The sequence below is a fragment of the Streptomyces sp. NPDC049915 genome (assembly GCF_040656475.1).
In the GTDB taxonomy this organism is placed as follows: Bacteria; Actinomycetota; Actinomycetes; order Streptomycetales; family Streptomycetaceae; genus Streptomyces.
Genome location: NZ_JBFAMH010000003.1, coordinates 329,084 through 347,061, shown reverse-complemented (window position 1 = coordinate 347,061; position 17,978 = coordinate 329,084). Strand labels below are relative to the sequence as shown.

Annotated in this window: 19 protein-coding genes and 1 pseudogene; 12 read left to right on the top strand and 8 right to left on the bottom strand. The window is 69.8% G+C overall.

The features are described from left to right. Window positions 1-475: 475 nt before the first annotated feature. Window positions 476-664, bottom strand: a complete 189-nt coding sequence (locus AB0J12_RS06435) for a hypothetical protein (protein WP_363263055.1) — start codon at window positions 662-664, stop codon at window positions 476-478. 406 nt (window positions 665-1,070) lie between these two features. On the opposite strand from AB0J12_RS06435, the gene AB0J12_RS06430 reads away from it, so the two are divergent. Then, window positions 1,071-2,342 (top strand): hypothetical protein, encoded by a 1,272-nt coding sequence (locus AB0J12_RS06430; RefSeq protein ID WP_363263054.1) that lies wholly within the window; start codon window positions 1,071-1,073, stop codon window positions 2,340-2,342. Window positions 2,343-2,536: 194 nt separating this feature from the next. Here AB0J12_RS06430 and AB0J12_RS06425 read toward each other — a convergent pair whose 3' ends face one another. Continuing rightward, a complete protein-coding gene (locus tag AB0J12_RS06425) occupies window positions 2,537-3,478 on the bottom strand; it encodes an alpha/beta fold hydrolase (RefSeq protein ID WP_363263053.1) in 942 nt (313 codons plus the stop codon). Window positions 3,479-3,579: 101 nt separating this feature from the next. On the opposite strand from AB0J12_RS06425, the gene AB0J12_RS06420 reads away from it, so the two are divergent. The 4 genes from AB0J12_RS06420 (at window position 3,580) to AB0J12_RS06405 (ending at window position 6,650) form a co-directional block, all read left to right on the top strand. After that, a complete protein-coding gene (locus AB0J12_RS06420; protein WP_363263052.1) occupies window positions 3,580-4,182 on the top strand; it encodes a TetR/AcrR family transcriptional regulator in 603 nt (200 codons plus the stop codon). A gap of 217 nt (window positions 4,183-4,399) precedes the next feature. After that, window positions 4,400-4,663: a hypothetical protein gene (locus AB0J12_RS06415; RefSeq protein WP_363263051.1), complete on the top strand. Its 264-nt coding sequence runs from the start codon at window positions 4,400-4,402 to the stop codon at window positions 4,661-4,663. A 548-nt stretch (window positions 4,664-5,211) separates the two neighbouring features. Then, window positions 5,212-5,604: a DUF2267 domain-containing protein gene (locus tag AB0J12_RS06410; RefSeq protein ID WP_363263230.1), complete on the top strand. Its 393-nt coding sequence runs from the start codon at window positions 5,212-5,214 to the stop codon at window positions 5,602-5,604. 350 nt (window positions 5,605-5,954) lie between these two features. Further along, window positions 5,955-6,650: a GAF and ANTAR domain-containing protein gene (locus AB0J12_RS06405; RefSeq protein WP_363263229.1), complete on the top strand. Its 696-nt coding sequence runs from the start codon at window positions 5,955-5,957 to the stop codon at window positions 6,648-6,650. Window positions 6,651-6,918: 268 nt separating this feature from the next. Here the strand turns inward: AB0J12_RS06405 and AB0J12_RS06400 are convergent, their stop codons facing one another. Continuing rightward, window positions 6,919-7,200: an STAS domain-containing protein gene (locus tag AB0J12_RS06400; RefSeq protein WP_363263227.1), complete on the bottom strand. Its 282-nt coding sequence runs from the start codon at window positions 7,198-7,200 to the stop codon at window positions 6,919-6,921. A gap of 148 nt (window positions 7,201-7,348) precedes the next feature. Between AB0J12_RS06400 and AB0J12_RS06395 the strand changes: the two genes are divergently transcribed. Then, window positions 7,349-7,645, top strand: coding sequence for an ATP-binding protein (locus AB0J12_RS06395; RefSeq protein WP_363263226.1), 297 nt, complete (start codon window positions 7,349-7,351; stop codon window positions 7,643-7,645). Window positions 7,646-7,809: 164 nt separating this feature from the next. Here the strand turns inward: AB0J12_RS06395 and AB0J12_RS06390 are convergent, their stop codons facing one another. Together AB0J12_RS06390 and AB0J12_RS06385 are read right to left on the bottom strand one after the other, a co-directional pair. Then, window positions 7,810-8,466: a DUF1326 domain-containing protein gene (locus AB0J12_RS06390; RefSeq protein WP_363263050.1), complete on the bottom strand. Its 657-nt coding sequence runs from the start codon at window positions 8,464-8,466 to the stop codon at window positions 7,810-7,812. Between the two features lie 111 nt (window positions 8,467-8,577). Beyond that, a complete protein-coding gene (locus AB0J12_RS06385) occupies window positions 8,578-9,414 on the bottom strand; it encodes a DUF2182 domain-containing protein (RefSeq protein ID WP_363263049.1) in 837 nt (278 codons plus the stop codon). Window positions 9,415-9,659: 245 nt separating this feature from the next. Here AB0J12_RS06385 and AB0J12_RS06380 point away from each other — a divergent pair, with 245 nt between their 5' ends. Continuing rightward, window positions 9,660-9,836: a hypothetical protein gene (locus tag AB0J12_RS06380; protein ID WP_363263048.1), complete on the top strand. Its 177-nt coding sequence runs from the start codon at window positions 9,660-9,662 to the stop codon at window positions 9,834-9,836. A gap of 67 nt (window positions 9,837-9,903) precedes the next feature. On the opposite strand, the gene AB0J12_RS06375 is transcribed toward AB0J12_RS06380, so the two are convergent. Then, window positions 9,904-10,212 (bottom strand): hypothetical protein, encoded by a 309-nt coding sequence (locus tag AB0J12_RS06375; RefSeq protein ID WP_363263047.1) that lies wholly within the window; start codon window positions 10,210-10,212, stop codon window positions 9,904-9,906. Window positions 10,213-10,615: 403 nt separating this feature from the next. After that, window positions 10,616-11,386 (bottom strand): UbiA family prenyltransferase, encoded by a 771-nt coding sequence (locus AB0J12_RS06370; protein ID WP_363263046.1) that lies wholly within the window; start codon window positions 11,384-11,386, stop codon window positions 10,616-10,618. A gap of 135 nt (window positions 11,387-11,521) precedes the next feature. Between AB0J12_RS06370 and AB0J12_RS06365 the strand changes: the two genes are divergently transcribed. The 4 genes and pseudogenes from AB0J12_RS06365 to AB0J12_RS06350 form a co-directional block, all read left to right on the top strand. After that, window positions 11,522-12,658 (top strand): 3-oxoacyl-[acyl-carrier-protein] synthase III C-terminal domain-containing protein, encoded by a 1,137-nt coding sequence (locus AB0J12_RS06365; protein ID WP_363263045.1) that lies wholly within the window; start codon window positions 11,522-11,524, stop codon window positions 12,656-12,658. A gap of 8 nt (window positions 12,659-12,666) precedes the next feature. Beyond that, window positions 12,667-13,182, top strand: a complete 516-nt coding sequence (locus tag AB0J12_RS06360; RefSeq protein ID WP_363263225.1) for an isoprenylcysteine carboxylmethyltransferase family protein — start codon at window positions 12,667-12,669, stop codon at window positions 13,180-13,182. Continuing rightward, complete coding sequence (locus tag AB0J12_RS06355; protein ID WP_363263043.1) at window positions 13,179-14,210, top strand: NAD(P)/FAD-dependent oxidoreductase; 1,032 nt, start codon at window positions 13,179-13,181, stop codon at window positions 14,208-14,210. The genes AB0J12_RS06360 and AB0J12_RS06355 overlap by 4 nt, the downstream gene beginning before the upstream one ends. A gap of 141 nt (window positions 14,211-14,351) precedes the next feature. Further along, window positions 14,352-14,630, top strand: a pseudogene (locus AB0J12_RS06350) (IS5/IS1182 family transposase); the annotation flags it as partial. Window positions 14,631-14,687: 57 nt separating this feature from the next. Here the strand turns inward: AB0J12_RS06350 and AB0J12_RS06345 are convergent. Next, the gene (locus AB0J12_RS06345; protein ID WP_363263042.1) at window positions 14,688-15,554 is read right to left on the bottom strand and encodes a hypothetical protein; all 867 of its coding nucleotides are present in this window, start codon (window positions 15,552-15,554) and stop codon (window positions 14,688-14,690) included. Between the two features lie 843 nt (window positions 15,555-16,397). On the opposite strand from AB0J12_RS06345, the gene AB0J12_RS06340 reads away from it, so the two are divergent. Beyond that, the gene (locus tag AB0J12_RS06340) at window positions 16,398-17,906 is read left to right on the top strand and encodes a hypothetical protein (protein ID WP_363263041.1); all 1,509 of its coding nucleotides are present in this window, start codon (window positions 16,398-16,400) and stop codon (window positions 17,904-17,906) included. Window positions 17,907-17,978 lie beyond the last annotated feature (72 nt).

Here is a 17,978-nt window from a genome sequence, read left to right as displayed (position 1 = left end):
GCGGCGGGTGCGGTGCGAGCGGCGCGGATCGTGTTCCGCAGGGAAAGGCTGACGACCCGGGCCCGCTCGTACTGGGTCGATGCCCGCGGTGGCTTGCCGTCGGTGCCGGCGACCCATCAGCGGCCGGGCCAGGCGAAATCGGCCGTGTAGGTGAGCTGGTCGGGGCCGAGGTCCGGTGGTTGGGTTGGGGAACGGTGAGCTGGCGGGAGTGGCGGGCGATGGCCTGGGGCGATGTCGTTGTCCAGGCCGGGCGTGAAGGCGCGACCGCGGAGGGTCTCCAGGAGGTGCCGGCAGGCTTGGGCCAGGAGGTGGCGGCGCTTCGAAGGTGCCGCGCACGGGCGGCTGGGATCGCGCCCCAGCGTCACGTACGAGATGCCTCGCCGTTGGAGGAGAGCGACCACCGGGTCGTCCATGTGAGGCATCGTCACGATGTAGCCGTCGAGCGACAGTGCCATGGATGGTGTCGGACGCTTCGTCATGTCCAGACCCGGCCTTCAGCCCAGTCCTGACGCGCCATGACCGAGGCGCGTCGCCAGCGCACGTGTGACCAAACCTTCAGGGCGGGATCTTTCCCGGTCGGCCAGGTGGTCACCTTGGGTCGGGGCCCGTCTTCCGGCCGCCACGGGCGAGCCGGTTCGGGCTCGGGGAAGTCCTCGGTGCTCATACAGGGAGCGTAGGTACGGGCCGCCCGGAGCGTCCGCGGGGGCCGCTTCGGTGCGGTGGCGCCGTACGGTCGTGAGCATGAACGACGCGCCCAGACCCATCGACCCCACGACGGACCGGGCCACCGCGGCGCTGATTCTCGGGTGCCGGCCCGGGCCAGGTCGGCCACTGCGCACGTTGACGTGTTAACTGCACCTTCTCTGACTTCTTGGGCGAGGACAAGATCTCCAAGGCGGCGGCTGGCGGACGCCACAACGACTGAGCCGCGCAGAGAGCGATCCGGCCTGCGGGCGCGGCCTGAATTTCGCTTACTCGTCATCTCCAGGCTGCCATTGATGCCATGTCGCGCTTCCTGAGGATCCAGTTCACTGGGGCGCCCCCCTCAACCGGATCTGAAAGAGGGACGCATGTTGAGACGCACGTTGAAGCGCGGGCTTGTCACGCTCGTCGCCGTCGGCCTTGCCTCTTCCGTGGGGTCGGTAGCCACGGCGTCGGCGGCCGACAGTCCGCTGACGCTCGCGGTCTTCGGCGACTCGCCGTACGGCAGGTCGGCGTACGCGCCTGCGGGCCAGACGGCCGACACCTCGCAGTTCCAGAAGACCCCGGCGTTCATCGGCACCATCAACAGTGACCCGGCCATCAGCGATGTCGTCCACGTGGGCGACATCCACTCGGGCAAGGAGTTCTGCACCCAGGACTACGACGCCTCGATTGCGTCCGTGTGGCAGACCTTCACCAAGCCGCTCGTCTACACGCCGGGCGACAACGAGTGGGCCGACTGCCACAAGGCATCGAGCCTCACCTCCCCCGGTCAGGGTGGCGGCTTCTACGACTCGGCCTCCGGTGACATCAACTACATCGGCACGAGCGGCCTGTCGACCAACACGCAGGATTGCGTCAGCTACCACTGCGGCAACCCGCTCGACAACCTCGCCGAAGTCCGGCAGGACTTCTTCGCGCAGCCCGGCCACACCCTCGGCAGCGGGACACTGAACGTGGTGTCCCAGGCCACCGCCTATGACCCGAGCCACCCGGGCGACGCGCAGTACGTCGAGAATGTGATGTGGGCGCAGAACGACATCGTCTTCGTGACCATCAACGTGCCGGGCGGCTCGAACAACGACGCCGACCCCTGGTACAAGGTGCCGACCGCGGCTCAGGCGCAGACCGACGAGCGGACCAACCGGACCGCGGCCGACGTCCGCTGGCTCGATGCTGCCTTCGCCGGCGCGCAGGCCAAGCACGCCAAGGCGGTGGTGATCACGGCACAGGCCGACATGTGGGACCTCGACGGCAAGACCAAGGACCACCTTACGAACTACGAGCCGATCATCAGCGAGGTCGCGGCGAAGACGACCGAGTTCGGCCGCCCGGTGCTGATGCTCAACGGTGACTCGCACCTCTACCGCTCGGACAACCCGCTGTCGCCGACGGCGACGTGCACCGGCGAGACGGACCCGGCCACCGGCGCCGGCGTGTGCGCCCACGACCCGGGTAACAACGCGTGGAACGAGCACCCGTACTACAACGTCTCGAACTTCCACCGGATCGTCGTGCACGGCAGCACCACCCCCCTTGAATGGCTGAAGCTCACCGCAGACGCCAACGCCAACTACGCCGTCACTGGCACAACCTACGGACCCTTCCGCTGGCAACGGATGCCGCAGCCACAGCTGTAACCGGCTGAGCGCACACGACCGGCCACGGTCTCCCATGCGGACTCCTGGCCGATCGCGTTCGCCCAGGGAGCGGTGTCGCTGCGCGCTTCAAACAACCTCGAAGCCGCTCGCCTTCTCGGTGCAGAGAAGCCAGGGACTCACCGTGCAGTACGGGGCGAAAATGGCTCTGGCTTTGCGTGGCCTGCCGGACAGTCTCAGCGCGTTGTCGGCAGCCCGAGGTCGGCGGTGTTCATGAAGTCGAGCATCTTCCGGTTGGTCAGTTCCGCGTGGTCGATCTGCGGGCCGTGGCCGGTCCGGGAGATGATCTCGGCCCTTGCGCCGGGGATCAGCCGGGGCACGCGTTCGACCTGCCGGTCGGGGTGGACCAGCAGGCTGCGCCTGCCGAGCACCAGGTACAACGGCTTGCGGATGGACCCGAGTTCGGCCTCGGTGAGAGGCTGCGGCACCGGCCGGCGGATGCGGTAGGCGCGTACCCCGGTCCGGATCATGGTGCGCAGTTCCGGCACGACGAGGACGGGTTGTTCCAGCCAGGACGCGAGCCGTGGCCGCAGCGCCTTGGGGGCGAAGGTGGCAAACAGACTGGCGAAGATCCACACGAAGAAGCGCAGCCCTACCTTCTCCAGGCCTCCGGGGTCGAGCAGCGTGACCGAGGCGAGGCGATCCGGTGCGCGGTACGCCTGGTTCAGGACGAGCCAGCCGCCGTACGACGAGCCGAGGAGGTGCACTTGGTCGAGCCCGAGGCCGGCGAGTGTCTCGTCCAGCCACTGCGCGGCGCGCTCGGGTTCGTGGATGGCTGCGTGCTGCACACTGCGGCCCGGGTCGCCGGGGGTGTCGATGGCATAGACGGGCCGTTCGGCGCTGAGGTCGGGCGTGTTCGGGTACCACATTGCGGAGCAGGAGCCGGCTCCGTGGACGAGGACGAGGGGGGTGCGCTCACGGGCGGCCGGGTCCTCGGGGTCGTAGCGGTAGACGTGCGTGGTCCCGAAGGAGGTCTCCACGTCCTCCTCCGAGGACGCGGGCACGCCCAGCGCGTAGACCGCGTCGCAGGCGGCGAAGTAGCGCTCACGCCAGGCGTCGCTGACGAAGCGGCCGACATCGGGCTGGGGACGGGCTCTTGTGGGCTCGGGCACGGCCATCTCCTGGGCAGTCGGTTTTTGTGATACGAACGTACCACGAAAATGGTACGGCTGTATCATCAAAAGTCGGAGGAGCGATCCGAAGAGCGGAGAGTCGAACCATGCCCAAGCGCGTGGATCACGCAGAGCGGCGCACCGAGATCGCGCAGGCCCTCGTCCGGGCCGCCGGACGGCTCGGGCTGCACGCTGTGGGGATGCGCGACGTGGCGGCCGAGGCGGGCGTCTCACTGCGGCTGGTGCAGTACTACTTCGAGTCCAAGGAGAAGCTGCTCCTCTTCGGATTGCGGCATCTGGCCGACAGGTTCGGGGAACGGGTGAGCTCCCGGGTCCGCGCCGCCGGCGACAACCCCGGGCCGCGGGCGGTGATCGAGGCGCTGCTGGCGGCGGCCCTGCCGGTCGACGAGGAGAGCCGCCTGTTCCATCACCTCTACACCTCGTACGCCGTGCTGTCGGTGACCGACGAGGCCCTCGCGGCCCAGCCCTTCATCAAGGATCCGGACGCCGCCGAGATCACCCTCACCGGGCTGCTGCAGCAGGCGGCGGACGCCGGACTGCTCCCGGCCGGTACGGACACTCACACCGAAGCGGTCGGCTTGCTGGCCATGTCCGCGGGGCTCGGCACCAGCGTCCTGGTGGGCCAGCGTGACGCCGAATCCGCCACGGCCGTCCTCCGCTACCACCTGGACCGGATCTTCCGGCCCTGAGGCACGGACACCGCCCTCACGACTTGGAGCCCGGGGATGTGGCCTCTTCGGCCAGGGGGTGGTGCCTACGTCCGGATCACGCGTGATTGGCGAGCTTTGCTTCGAGATGCGTTCGATCTGGTCGATACATAGTGTTGCTGTGGCCTGGACCGTTGCGCATGGCACGTCCAAGCGAAGTAGCGCGTGTAAGCGAAGTCTGTCTACCACGGAGGAAACCTTGCCGAAGATTGTCATCCATCATTCTGTTGACGACAGCAAGCACTGGCTCGCCTCGTCCAGGCGCAAAGAATTCTTCGGGCCGCTCGGGGTGACGAACATCCGTACTTTCGTCAACCCGCAGAACCCGGCTCAGGTCGCGCTGACGATGGAAGTACCTGACCTCGACGCCCTCTTGGCTGCACTCCAGACCCCGGAGGCCGCTGCCGCGATGAAGGACGACGGTGTGCATCCCGACTCCATCGTCCTGTTCGTTGAGTCCTGACGCTACGGCCCTGATGCTGCGGCACTTCATCCCGCCTGGCGCGCACCCTGGATCGCCGGGACCGCGGAGTCGTCGCCCGCGGGTCCGCGCCGCCTGTGCGGCGACGGGGCCGTGCCGCTGCTCGCTCCGGCCCCCCTGCAGAGGGCGGTAGCCCTGCCCGGCGACCATCACGGGAGGCAGGACCACCGCAGCACGCATGGAGCGGGATTCCGGATAACGGGTAGTGGGCCGCTCGCGATTCCTCGAGAGGCCGTTGGCTGCATTGACGGAATCGGTGGCGGGGCTGAGCGAAGACTTCCTTGGTGAGACCCGGGGACGATCTCAGCGTCCTCAATGTCATCGTCATCGCGATTGGCGGCATCCTGGATTTCAGTGGCGTCGTCTCGCCGTCCGGCGTGCTGGTCGCGGCGCCGGACGGCGCTGGCTACCAGCACGCTCCGCTGCAGATTCGCAGACTGGCCGGGTACTCGGAACAGAGAACTGCGAGTGGCGCAGGATGCATTAGAAGATCACATGTCTCGAACGCAAGGATGAAAGCGGAGGTGACCATGAGGTACGACGAGTTTCTCGCCCGTGTACGCGAGCGCGGCGAGTACGACAGCCAGGACGAAGCTGCGGAGGTCACCGAAGGCGTCCTGAGCGTGCTGGCTCAGCGGATCAGCCCCGGCGAGGTCGACGATCTTGGCTCGCAGCTGCCCGGGCCGCTGGGACAGACGCTGGCCGCCGCCAAGCCGCAGCAGGCCGAGAGCTTCGGGATCGAGGAGTTCTTCCGCCGGGTCGCGGAGAAGACGGGGGCGCGGCCGCGCACGGCCGAGTGGGACGCGAGTGCGGTGCTGACCGCCGTGGCCGATGCCGTCAGCGGTGGCGAACTGAACCAGGTCATCAGCCAGCTCCCCTCCGGCTACGCAGTCCTGTTCGGCAAGGCCGACCTCGCCGGCTGATGCGGACCGTCCACCGAGGGTGTGGATGGTCTTGGCGTCACCTGCGGTTCCGCTTGTCTCGCGGCAACCTGGTAGGCGCCTGCTCACCTGCGGATGCAATCGGGCCGCGCTTCCCAGACACCGATGCCCGGCGGCGAGGACGGCGAACGAACCAGTGGGCTCGCGTCCTCGCCGCAGGCGATATCGAAGGGCGCTGGGGCTGCGCGCAGTGTTCACCGCTGCGGCCGCGGTCCGTCAAGGTTCGGGGTACGAGTCGGCCGGAGTCTTCCCGCGCTTCCTGGTTGCGGCAGCCGGCCGGGGGCTGGGGGTACTGTGGCTCGATCGGTGATCGAGGCGAGTGGGTGGTGGCAGTGGAGTGGCGGGAGTACGCCGAGCAGATGGCTGTGCTCGCGCGTGATCTGCTGGCAAAGGACTCGCTCCAGGCCACGCTGGATGAAATCGCAGCGTCTGCGGTCAAGCTGGTCGATGGCTGCGAGGCCGCCGGGATTCTGGTGGTGCGCAAGGGCCGAGCGGTGACCCTGGCCGCCTGCGGGGACATGGTCCACGAGTCCGACCGCCTGCAGGGCGAGCTGTGTGAGGGGCCCTGTTTCGATCTGGCAAGCCGCAAGGACAGCGGTGAACGCATGTTCCGGATCGCGGACATGTCCCAGCCGCAGCCGGCCTGGGAACGGTACGCCGCCGAGGCCCGCAAGCTCGGCCTGGGCAGCATGACCGGTGTACTGCTCTACACCGACAACGACGACTTCGGCGCACTGAACCTCTACTCGCGCCGCCCCGGAGCCTTCGGCAAGGACATCGAGACCGCCAGCTGGCTGCTCGCCTCACACGCCGCCGTCGCACTCTCCAGTGCCCGCACCATCGACCAGCTCGAGCACGCCATGGAGTCCCGCCACGCCATCGGCGAGGCCATGGGCATCCTCATGGAACGCCACCAGCTGAGCGAGGACGACGCCTTCAACGTGCTGCGCCGCATCTCCCAGGAGCACAACATCAAGCTCCGCGACGTCGCCCAGCGGGTCCGGGGCGAGCACACCGGCTCTGCCTGAGCACCACACGACGTGTGCCGTCGTGCCGCTACCGCGAGGCATCGTGCGCGGTAGGCCGGAGCCCCTCACAGGTGGCAGGTGAGGACGGGGCGGGCCGGCGACGGGGGAATGCGCCTGCTCGCCCCGTGGGCAATCACCCGCACGGGGGGAGGCGGGCATTGCGGGGCCGTAGTCACGGCCTACCTATTATGAGCGCACCAGGCGCGCCCCTGTCACGCCCGCGATGACGGCGCGGCCGCAATCGGCACGCCTTCTCCTCCGTGTTTGGTCACGCGGCTTGCGGCATCAGCAGCAGGGAGCCTGCGCCTGTCAACTGGAACAGTCGCGCAATGGCGGGCATCACCAGTCCGGACACGGGGAGACCCACCCCTCGATCCTGGCAGTGGATGCGGGCTGCCAGCAGGACGTTCAGACCGGCACAGTCGCAACAACCGACCAGGCTGAAGTCCACCTCGACCTGCCGGGCGCCGCCGGCGGCAGCGGTCTCCAGCTCCTCACCCAGCCCACTTGCGGTCCGGTGATCTACCTCACCCGCCACTGTTACGACCATGCGGCCGGCCACCGCTGTGCCGGATACGCGCAGCCTCTCGCCAGGCTGTCTTCCAGGGAAGCTGTTCACCCCGTCAGCGTTCCGGCTGCGCTATCGGCCTGGCGACCATCACCGACAAGAAGTCCGGTAAGGATGTCCCCAACCCGGCATCCAGGCCCAAGCCGCCGACGACAGGCTCCGCCTATCCGTGGAAGACCACGACCCCGGCTTCCCAGACGAATTCCTGCTCAAAGCCTTCGACCGCGTCACCCGCGCCGAGACCAGCCGTACCAGCCCCGGCTCGGGCCTCGGCCGCGCCCTTTTATCTGGTTCTCTCGCAGATTCGACTCCCACCGTGCCCGAGCCGGCACGGTGGGCTGATGGGGCCGGCGCCAGACAGGTGGGGTGTGCCACCACTTCGTCTGACCGGCGTCGGCTGTATGAGGTACGGCATGACCATCGATAGCGGGCATCTCATGCGGGCTGACGGTGCGCCACCGTTTTGGCTGTGCAAGGGGAGGATGCGCCAGGGTCAGATCGGTGGTCCCGGCGTACTTGCTTGACCGTCGTCTCGGGTGTAATTCCGGGACCGCTGTTTCACGCTATTGCTACCGGCGCTCTCTTCCGCGCTCAGTCGGGTCCCGTCCAGTCGAAGGGGAAGTACTTGCTCGACTTTCCCGAGCGGTCCCAGGAGAAGCCGAACGCGTCGGCGCGGTCGGCGGTGGCCCGGCCCCAGGTGGCGACCTGGCCGGGTCCGACCTCGGCGCCCGGGGCGTTGTGGACCTGGACGCGTGCGCCCGTCGGTGTCGTCGGGCCGGTGAGTGCCTCGGCGGTCGCCGAGACCCGGCCGGGAATCTCGGCTCGCCAGGTGGCGAGGTCCTCGTCGATCTCCACACGGATTGGCGCGAAGTCCATGCCGCGCATCTCGGGCCGGAGCATCTCCCCGAACCGTGCCGGCCAGCCGCCCGCCTCACCTCCGAATATGGTCCCGAGCGCGGCGCGCTGTCGGTCGTCGGAGCGTTCGTCGAGGAAGACCGCGGCGTACGCGTCGGTGTGCTCGCCGGCCCAGACGTTGCCCACGAAGGAGCCGAGCATGAGGACGTTGAGATCGTCGAGCCGTACGTCGCCGTAGTTGCCGTCACGGATGTGCCAGACCAGTACGCCTTCGCAGTCACCGTAGGTCGGGGGCTGCGCGAACGTGCAGGGGCAGGGTATGGCGCAGTTGCACACGTCGAACCAGTCGCCGGCCAGATGCCAGCTGGTACCGGGGGTGGCCTGTTCCGTCATCGCGCTTGCCTCCCGTCGAGCTCGAGTGAGCTCACTTGGAGTGGCGAGACCGCGCGTCCCGAGCCGCCCGCGGATCGCGAGGCGGCCTCCCTTCCAGTTTGCCGCAGCTGCTCACATGCCGTCCATCGGCGGCGCCGATTCCCGCAGCCCCGGCAGCAGCCAGTCCTGGAAGGGCGCCAGGACGGCGAGGGCGAGGAAGACGACACCCACTACCCGGGCGAGCAGCGGCCCGCGTGACCACAGCTTCTCCACGAAGATCACTACCGCTAGCCCGGCCATCGCGGCCACGTTCATCAGCCCGAGCGGCACGAGGACCACCATCAGTCCCGCGCAGCAGCCGACGCAGTAGCCGCCGTGGTGGATGCCCACCCGCAGATCGCGGGCCGGCTGCCGGAACCCGGCGTAGCGCACCAGCTGGCTCATGGGGTCGCGGCAGTGCCGGAGACAGACGTTCTTGAGGGGCCCGAGCTGATAGAGGCCCGCCAGCAGGAAGGCCACTGCGCCGATCCAGCGTCCCGCCACGGGATGAGCGTCCACGAGGTCCCCGGTGAAGGCTAGAGCCGCGTAGGCGAGCAGCCCGAAGGCCGTCCACACCAGCAGATATCCACCCACGAACTCGAGCGTGCGCACCGCCCGGCCCCACCCGGACGACCGCCGCCCGATCCCCCGCACCCAGGTGAGGGCCACCGGCGCCATGGACGGCAGCATCATGGACGCCATCATCGTCACCCAGAGCAACAAGAACAGCGGCAGCGCCATCCCCATCGTGCCCGGCTCGACCCCCATGTCCCGCGCCTGTCCGACGGTCAGCACCCACGCCGGCACAACGACCAGGAGGATCAGCGACCACGCGACCGCGAGCTCCCGCGCCGGGAGCAGTCCTCCGCCTGCTCCGGTCGGCGCGGGCGACCGGGTGGAGGCGAAGACGGAAGTCCGGAGATGACGCATGGCCGACCTCTCGTTGCCTGCATTCTCAGGACAGCACGCCCCCCGACGCACCGCGACTGCGCCGCTTCCTGCGACGACAGCCCCCGGGGGCGCATGGCGAGCACGGGCAGATCGGCCGCTCCCGTCGTCGTCCGACGACCAGGTCGCCCTACAAGATCGGGGCCACGAGTCGGTGTCGTCGACGGCGAGACGTCGAAGAGCTCCCTCGTCCTGCTGCCCGCTGTCGCCGCGAGCGCCTACCGTCGATGAGCACCATGAAGCCCGAGTCCCCAGCACCGGACATCACCGTCGACGGCAGCGGCCTGCTCTGCGTAACCCTCCTGCTGCACCCGCGCATGGGGGTCGACGGCGCCCAGGCGGGCACCGTCGTCCACGTCGTCGCCACCGACCCGGCGGCCCCTCTCGACCTGCCCGCCTGGTGACACAGGACCGGGCACGACTACCTCGGCCGCGTACCCGACGACAATCACGCGGCCTTCGCCGTCCGGCTCACGGCCGGAGCACGGTGTACTCGTCCTGATGCTCCTTGGCACCAGGTGTGACGTCAGGTGCCCTACCTCCCATTTCGCGGGCCGAGGGTGGTATCGGCCTCTGCCTGGGCAGCTTGGCGGCGCGTTCGTGGCGCGCGGCGGTGACGTAGCGCATGGCGGTCTGCTCGGTGGTGCCGAACAGGCGCATCAGCTTCAGGGGGTCGGCGCTTTCGGCCGCTTCGTTGAGGATGCGGTCTTGTCGCAGGCCGCTGCGGGTCAGCCCGCGGGGAAGGGCTCCGCTCAGGGTGCCGCGACGGTGCGAGTGCACTGGGTACTTCGACTCTGCGGAGCGGCTCGCCCGGCGGCCGCCGACGCCGGAGGGGCCCAGGTCCTGATGTGGCTCACGGAGCTGCGGGAGCAGGCCGGGGACCGAGCGGCTCGCCCGGCGGGCTGCCGACGCCGGAGGCACCGACGCTCTGCTGAGGCTCGGCGCCGCTGCGTGAGCGGGCCGGGGACTTCGATGGCGCCGAGCAACTGTACCGGCGGGTCATGGACGCCGGGGATGCCCAGGAGCTGACGACGCCGGCAAGCGGCCGTGGGTTCTCCTCTCCTGCTGTCGGAGCACCTGCATGCAGAGCTTCGCCCTGCACCGCGCTCAAACCCCACCCGCCAACTGCAACTACGATCCTCGCCATCACAGGCGCGCCCGGCGGGTTCTGGCTGCCGAGGGTTCAGACCACGTCCGAGCCCCGCAGCAACAGTTGCGCCACGGCGATGCCCGCCACAATGATCGCCGCCCGAAACGGCCATCGGCTCCGGATGTCCGACGGCAAAGCCGTGCCCGCGACCGCGACGGCCCCGGCCATCGCCGCCAGTCCCCCGCTCAACCCGCCCACCGCTCCAGGTGGGCCCGCGACAAGCACACCCACGGCTGTCAGCATCACGAACGGGGCCAGCCACCGGCAGGTTGCGCGGCCCAGCCGCTGTGGGAGCCCGCGGACACCGGTCCCGAGATCGTCCTCGATGTCCGGAAGTGCGTTGACCAAGTGCGCCCCCACACCCAGCAGCGCCCCGGCCGTCACCGCCCACCAGGCGGGCCAGGACGGCGACGGCATACCCAGGGTGACGAACGCCGGCAGCGATCCGAAGGCCACGGCGTAGGGCAGCGGCGAGAGCACCGTGTGCTTGAGCACCAGGTTGTAGGCCCAGCCAAAAGCCACCATGCCCAGATGCGCCACGGCGGCGGCGGCGCCGCTCAGCAGCGACAGCGGTACGCACAGCCCCAGAGCAGTCCCGGCCGCGACAGCCGCCGCCCCAGGCGGGAGTTCACCGGTGGCTACCGGTTTGTCGCGGCGTTTGCAGACCGTGTCGCGCTGGGCGTCGACCGCGTCGTTGCACCATCCGACCGAGAGCTGGCCGGCCAGCACAGCCGCGGCCACCGCTGCAGAGCCCGCCGCCCCGCGGTCCGCTGCCACGGCGAGCGCGGTCACGAGCACCGTCACCGCGACCGCCGGCTCCAGGTGGCAGGAGCGCAACAACGCCAGGACCCGGCGTGTCGTGGGCGGAAGAGCCTGGGGTGCGTGTAGAGACACACAGGGAAGTTACGGGAGAACCCGGCAACAGGAGGCATTACCGGCATGCGTGTCACTGCAATTGTCGACGACGCCCTTCCCCTGCCCACTGCCCCGTCCCGAACACCTCCGCCCGGCCCGGCGACCTCGGTCGCAGCGATCCGCACCGCGCTCCCGCCGTATCGGTACGCCCAGGACGACCTCACTGAGGCGATCGGTGACCTGTGCCTGCCCGCCGGGGCCGACCGCGCCTTGCTGCGCCGCCTCCACGCATCCGCCGGTGTGCACACACGCCATCTCGCCCTGCCGATCGAGCGGTACACCGACCTCGGCGACTTCGGGCAGAGCAACGACGCATGGATGGCCGCCGGACTTGAACTGGGCGAGGAAGCCCTCGTCGGCGCACTGCAGGAGGCTGGACTCGAACCGGCCGACGTGGATCTGCTGGTGTGCACCTCCATCACCGGCATCGCCGCTCCCTCGCTCGACGCCCGGCTGGCCGGTCGCCTGGGACTGCGGCCCGACGTCAAGCGACTCCCGGTGTTCGGCCTGGGGTGCGTGGCGGGCGCGGCAGGACTCGCCCGGCTGCACGACTACCTGCGAGGGCACCCCGCCCACACCGCTGTACTCCTCAGCATTGAGCTGTGCTCACTGACCCTTCAGCGGCACGACGACTCACGCGCCAACCTCGTCGCCGGCGCCCTGTTCGGTGATGGCGCAGCAGCGCTCGTGGCGCGCGGCAGTGGAACCGCCGGGCCGGACGGGGCCGGACCCTTCGTGGTCGCCACACGCAGCCACCTGTATCCGGACACCGAACAGCTCCTGGGGTGGGACATCGGCCCCACCGGGTTCCGCGTCGTGATCGACGCCGGTGTTCCCGACATCGTGCGGGACCACTTCGGCTGGCACCTGCGTGCCTTCCTGGCCGACCACGGCCTCACCACGGACGACATCGGAAGCTGGGTATGCCACCCGGGAGGCCCCAAGGTGCTCTCCACCATGGCCGACACCCTCGGCCTGCCCGGCGACGCCCTGAACACCGCTTGGCACTCGCTCGCAACGGTGGGGAACATGTCCTCCGCCTCCGTACTTCACATCCTCCAAAAGACCTGGGAATTGAACCGACCAGAGCCCGGCACGTGGGGGCTGCTCCTGGCGATGGGGCCGGGATTTTGTTCCGAAGTCGTCCTGCTGCGCTGGTGAGTGCTCTCATGCCCTGGTACACGTTTCTCGTCCTGGCCGTTACGGCCGAGCGCATCGCCGAACTCGTCGTCGCTCGACGCAACGCCATCTGGACCCTCTCTCGCGCCGGTGTGGAGCACGGCCGCGGTCATTACCCGGTGATGGTCGTGCTGCACACGGGGCTGCTCGCCTGCTGCCTTGCCGAATGTGCGCTCGCCCACCGGCCGTTCCTGCCCGCTCTCGGGTGGCCCATGCTGGCGCTTGTCATCATGGCGCAGGCGCTGCGCTGGTGGTGCATCAGCACTCTGGGGCCGTACTGGAACACACGGGTCATCGTCGTCCCCGGAGCACGCCTGGTCGGAGCCGGGCCCTACCGGTTCCTACGTCACCCCAACTACCTGGCTGTCGTCGTGGAGATCGCCGCCCTGCCACTGGTCCACTGCGCGTGGCTGACCGCCGCCGCGTTCACCGCGGCCAATGCACTGCTGCTCGCAGTCCGTATCCGCTGTGAGAACACCGCCCTGGCCTCGGCGGCGCCCGCATGAGGGGCGGCCACGACCTGCTGATCGTCGGAGGCGGTCCAGCCGGTCTCGCGACCGCACTGCTCGCCGTGCGCGCCGGTCTCGACACTCTTGTGGCGGAGCCACGTCGGACACCGGTCGACAAGGCGTGCGGCGAGGGCCTGATGCCCGGCGCCGTCCGAGCCCTCAGCGCGCTCGGCCTGGAGATCCCCGGCCACCCGATCACCGGCATCCGCTACATCCAGGGCCACCGCCAGGTGCAGGCCGCGTTTCGGCATGGCCCCGGCCGCGGCGCGCGCCGCACCAACCTGCACAGTGCCCTGCACCAAGCCGTCGTGGACGCAGGTGTACCCGTACTGCCCCTGCGAGTGAGGGAAGTACGGCAGGACGCGACGAGCGTGACCGTACCCGGTACGGGCCTGCGCGCACGGTGGCTGGTCGCCGCGGACGGCCTCCACTCACCGTTGCGCCGTTCGCTCGGCCTGGAGGTGAAGTCCAGTGCCGCACCCAGATACGGCCTGCGCCGCCACTACGCGGTGCCTCCCTGGTCCACCTACGTCGAAGTGCACTGGGGACCCTACGCAGAGGCGTACGTAACTCCGCTCGGCCCCGCACTCGTCGGCGTCGCCCTGCTGACGACCCGGCGAGCGCCCTTCAGCACCCAACTCGAGAGCTTCCCCGAACTGGCGGCCCGCCTCCCCGCCGAGAGGGCCGTCACCGCTGTCCGCGGCGCGGGACCGCTGCGCCAGCGGGCACGCACCCGCACTCACGGACGGGTACTGCTCGTCGGCGACGCCGCTGGATACACCGACGCGCTGACCGGTGAGGGGGTCTCTCTCGCCCTCACCGGTGCCGAAGCCCTGGTCGCCAACGTGCGCCGCGGCACACCCAACCGTTACGAGACCGACTGGTGCCGCGCGACCCGCCGCCACCGGCTCCTGACCGACCTCCTGGTGCGGGCCCGCCAGCAACCGGCACTGGCTTCACGCATCGTGCCCACCGCCGTACGCGTGCCCCGCCTCTTCGCAGCAGCGGTGAACGCACTGGCATGACCAGACGCAAGAGGCCGGACGACAGTCTCATGACCCGGGCCGGCCAGCGCTCCCCCGGTACGTGAGGCCATCGAGCCCAGCGCCCCTGAACCGCTGCTCTACATCCTCGATCCTCGCTCCCGGCTCGTCCACGCCGGGCGGCCGCTGCGAGACAAGGTCCCAGCCGTGGCTGGTGTCGTCGGCCGGCCCAGGCAGCGGCCCGACATGCTGTTCGCGGACGGCGGCTACGACCACGGCAAGTACCGGCGGCTGCTCTGGCAGCGGGGCATCCGTCCCGTGATCGCCGAACGCGGCCGGCCACACGGCACGGGCCTGGGTACCTTCCACTGGGTAGTGGGGCGGACGATCTCGCGGCTGCACGGTTTCCGTCGCCTGCGAATCCGCTGGGAGCGACGCGACGACATCCATGAAGCATTCCTCGGTGTCGCCACCTGCCTCATCACCCACCCTCACGTCCAACGTCTTTGTCAGGACCTCTCAAGCCGGCCGCCCGGTGGTGCGGCGCTCCTGCACGTGGGCGTAGGCCATCAAGCCGAAGAGGGCGGCGAGCAGGACGGCGGACGATCCCGCGGTGCCGAGATCCAGGCCGCCCTTGGCAACCGGCTTGGTGAGGAAGTCGCCGGCGGTGGCACCCAGCGGACGGGTGAGGACGAAGGCGATCCAGAACAACAGCACGTTCGGCACCGCAGGCACCTTCATCAGCGCGACGAGCACGGCGAGCACCCCCGTCACGAGCAGTGCGCCGCCGGCGTAGCCGAGGCCGGAGCTGTCGGAGAGGAAGTCGCCCATGGAGGTGCCGAGAGTGTTGGACACGAGGATCGCCGACCAGAAGAGGGCCTCGCCCTTGAAGGTGACGATGTCGCGGATCTGGAACGTCATCCCGCTCAGCTTCCAGGCGAGGAAGATCGCCAGGAGGATCGAGATGAGAATGGCCGCTCCGGCGGGATATCCGAGGCCGAGGCCCTGCGGGCCCCAGCCAAGCTTCGCGACGCCGCCCGAGAGGTACTTGGAGCTGGCGTCGCGGTTCATGAAGTCGGACATCGTGGTCCCTGCCATGCTCGTCGACAAGATCACGGTCCAGTAGAAGAACGGGTTGTAGCGGCTGGATCGCAGCTGAACCACCAGCGTCACCACGAAGATCAGGAACAGTGCGATCGTGGTGAGGAAGTAGCCCAGCTTCAGCGTCTGCGCGAAGAGGTCGCCCGCCGTCTCGCCCAGGGTCGTCGCGGCGATCTTCATGACCCAGAACGCCAGCGTGACCTCGGGCAGCTTCTTCATCACCGACTCGGCCGTGCTCGACGTGCCCGCCACGTCGAGGTCGGTGAGGACCTCCGAATTCTCCAACTCAAACGTCTCCTGTCCGGTCGAATGCGAGCGCCCTGCCAGATGAGTCGGCAGCCAGCGGCAGCCGAGTCCTCGACCGTGTCACAGAGAGTTGAACGCATCCTGAACGCGGATTGTTCGGCAGGTCAGGCCGCGTGTCGAGCTGCGTGCTCCGGCTCGCCAACGTCCTTGCGCGTCACACCCACCGTCAGCGCGACGCGGCAGGCCACGACGTACGGACGGCACCCGGGCCACCTGTTGCCGCAACGACCCGGTACGTGACTCCGTACTCACGCGCGAATCGGTTGGCCTCCGCGCCACCGAACCGCTCAGAGCGCGCAGATAGATGGCGTAGGCCACCGTTTCTACCTGCTCCGTGGTCAGCGCCATCCGCCAGCGGTTGTTCGGCCGGTCGAAATACGCGGTGCGCACTCGCTCGACAAGGCCGTCAGCCGGCGGCACGCGCAGCCCAGGGCCCAGGGTCACGTACGGAACCGGGACAGGTCCAGGGCGAGCGCCTTGACGCCTGCGCCTGACGCGGTGACCGGCTCCTTGGCGGGCCTCGGTGGCCTCGATCTCGATCTCCAGCAGTCGTTCCAGGGCCCGCGGTCCGCGACATTCGTTCGGTGCGGAGAGAGCAGCGTGCGCAAGCCGGTCCGGGTCAACTCCTCCTCCCGCACCGCCGCACGATCCACGGCCCGGTCACCGCAGCCCGCTGTCGAGGCCGGATTTCGGCCTCACCTCCCGCTGACACTTCGACGCTTCCCCTGTCCGGCCCAATGACGGTGCGCCGGAGGGGCGGGCAGGCCTGGCGGGTGTGACCGTGGGGAGGGAAGCGCGGACCACGAGTGGCGAGGAGCGAGCGTGGTGAACGGAGTCGGCGAGGGCTGTGCGCCGCTGAGTGCCGTGGCGGACGCCGTGCTGTACGAGGGGTACCTGCTCTACCCGTACCGCCGGTCCTCGGCGAAGAACCGGGTCCGCTGGCAATTCGGCGTACTGCTGCCCCGGAACTGGGTGGAGCGGGACGGCCCGGTCACGCCTGGACTCTCCGGCTCCGCCGATTCCTGGTACCAGCAGACCGAGTGCCTGGTCCGGGCGCGGCGCGAGGACGCCGCCGTACGGGTGCGGGTGCGGTACCTGCAGCTCCAGCACAAACAGGTGGAGGCGGCCGACGGGGACGGTGGGCACCGCCCGGTCGAGTCGTTGCGGACGGCGGACGGCGTCACACACCTGTCCTTCGAGGAAGCGGTGCCCCGCGAGACCGAGCTGGTGCTCACCCTGGAGGAGCTTCTGCACGGCGGCCGGACCGTCGCGGTGGGGGCGCCGGCCGGTGTGGAGTACGAGACGTTGCCCGCCGGAGCGGGGCGGACGGCGCGGCGGCGCCGGGAGGTACGGGCCAGGGCGACCGTCGTGGCCGAGCCCCTGGCCCCGGAGCTGTACCGGTTGCGTGTGCGCACCGAGAACGCCGACCAGGCGCCGGATCCGGCGGCCCCGCGCGGTGCGGTGCTGGGGCAGGCACTGCTCGCCACGCACACCCTTCTCGTCGGCGACGGCGTCGAGTTCGTGTCGCTGATCGATCCGCCGGCCGGCCTCGTCGAACAGGTGCGCGGCTGCCGCAACGCCTTCACGTTCCCGGTGCTCGGCGGGGCGCCGCAGCGGTCCGGCGGCGAGGACGGGGCCACCGGCGCGTCCCTGCTCTCCGCGCCGATCATCCTGCCGGACCATCCTCAGGTGGCGCCGGAGAGTCCCGGCGATCTGCACGACGCGGCGGAGATCGACGAGATCCTCACCCTGCGCACGATGCTGCTGACCGACGAGGAGAAGGCCGAGGCGCGGGCCACCGATCCGCGCGCCGCCCGGATCGTCGACCGTGTGGACACCATGCCTCAGGAGGTCTTCGCCCGGCTGCACGGCACCATCCGCTCCCTGGCCCCGGCTCAGGCATCGGCTCAGGCACCCGCTTCGGCCCGGCCGGCCTGGTGGCAGGAGGGCGGTGACGACGGCCTCTTCCCCACGACGGACACCGTGCTGGTGGACGGGGTGCCCGTGGGCGGCGGCAGCCGGGTGCGGCTGCGCCCGCGCGTCCGGGGCGCCGACGCCCAGGACATGTTCCTGGCCGGGCGGTCCGCGCGGGTCTCCGCGCTCTTCCACGACGTGGACGGCAGCGTCCACCTGGCCGTCACCGTGGACGACGACCCCGCCGCCGAACTGCACGGCTGGTACGGCCGTTTCCACTACTTCCGCCCCGACGAGGTCGAACCGCTCGCCGTCGCGGACGCACCGGACCAGGGCGGCCCGGCCGGGCCGCGGTCCCCGCGGCCGGCGCACCGGGCCGACCGCCCCGAGAGGGGACGGTCCGATGCCCGCGCCTGAGGGGCCGGCAGACCACCACCGGCCGGCCGCCGCCCCCGGCGAACCCCCCGCACCGACCCTCGCGGCCCCGTC

What these genes read in the sequence shown, in the direction of transcription:
- AB0J12_RS06410 (WP_363263230.1), top strand. Translation starts at nt 5,212, where the DNA reads ATGAGGTACGACGAGTTTCTCGCCCGTGTACGCGAGCGCGGCGAGTAC.
- AB0J12_RS06355 (WP_363263043.1), top strand. Translation starts at nt 13,179, where the DNA reads ATGAGGGGCGGCCACGACCTGCTGATCGTCGGAGGCGGTCCAGCCGGT.
- AB0J12_RS06400 (WP_363263227.1), bottom strand. Translation starts at nt 7,200, where the DNA reads ATGGTCGTAACAGTGGCGGGTGAGGTAGATCACCGGACCGCAAGTGGG.
- AB0J12_RS06385 (WP_363263049.1), bottom strand. Translation starts at nt 9,414, where the DNA reads ATGCGTCATCTCCGGACTTCCGTCTTCGCCTCCACCCGGTCGCCCGCG.
- AB0J12_RS06425 (WP_363263053.1), bottom strand. Translation starts at nt 3,478, where the DNA reads ATGGCCGTGCCCGAGCCCACAAGAGCCCGTCCCCAGCCCGATGTCGGC.
- AB0J12_RS06360 (WP_363263225.1), top strand. Translation starts at nt 12,667, where the DNA reads ATGCCCTGGTACACGTTTCTCGTCCTGGCCGTTACGGCCGAGCGCATC.
- AB0J12_RS06365 (WP_363263045.1), top strand. Translation starts at nt 11,522, where the DNA reads ATGCGTGTCACTGCAATTGTCGACGACGCCCTTCCCCTGCCCACTGCC.
- AB0J12_RS06435 (WP_363263055.1), bottom strand. Translation starts at nt 664, where the DNA reads ATGAGCACCGAGGACTTCCCCGAGCCCGAACCGGCTCGCCCGTGGCGG.
- AB0J12_RS06430 (WP_363263054.1), top strand. Translation starts at nt 1,071, where the DNA reads ATGTTGAGACGCACGTTGAAGCGCGGGCTTGTCACGCTCGTCGCCGTC.
- AB0J12_RS06380 (WP_363263048.1), top strand. Translation starts at nt 9,660, where the DNA reads ATGAGCACCATGAAGCCCGAGTCCCCAGCACCGGACATCACCGTCGAC.
- AB0J12_RS06390 (WP_363263050.1), bottom strand. Translation starts at nt 8,466, where the DNA reads ATGACGGAACAGGCCACCCCCGGTACCAGCTGGCATCTGGCCGGCGAC.
- AB0J12_RS06420 (WP_363263052.1), top strand. Translation starts at nt 3,580, where the DNA reads ATGCCCAAGCGCGTGGATCACGCAGAGCGGCGCACCGAGATCGCGCAG.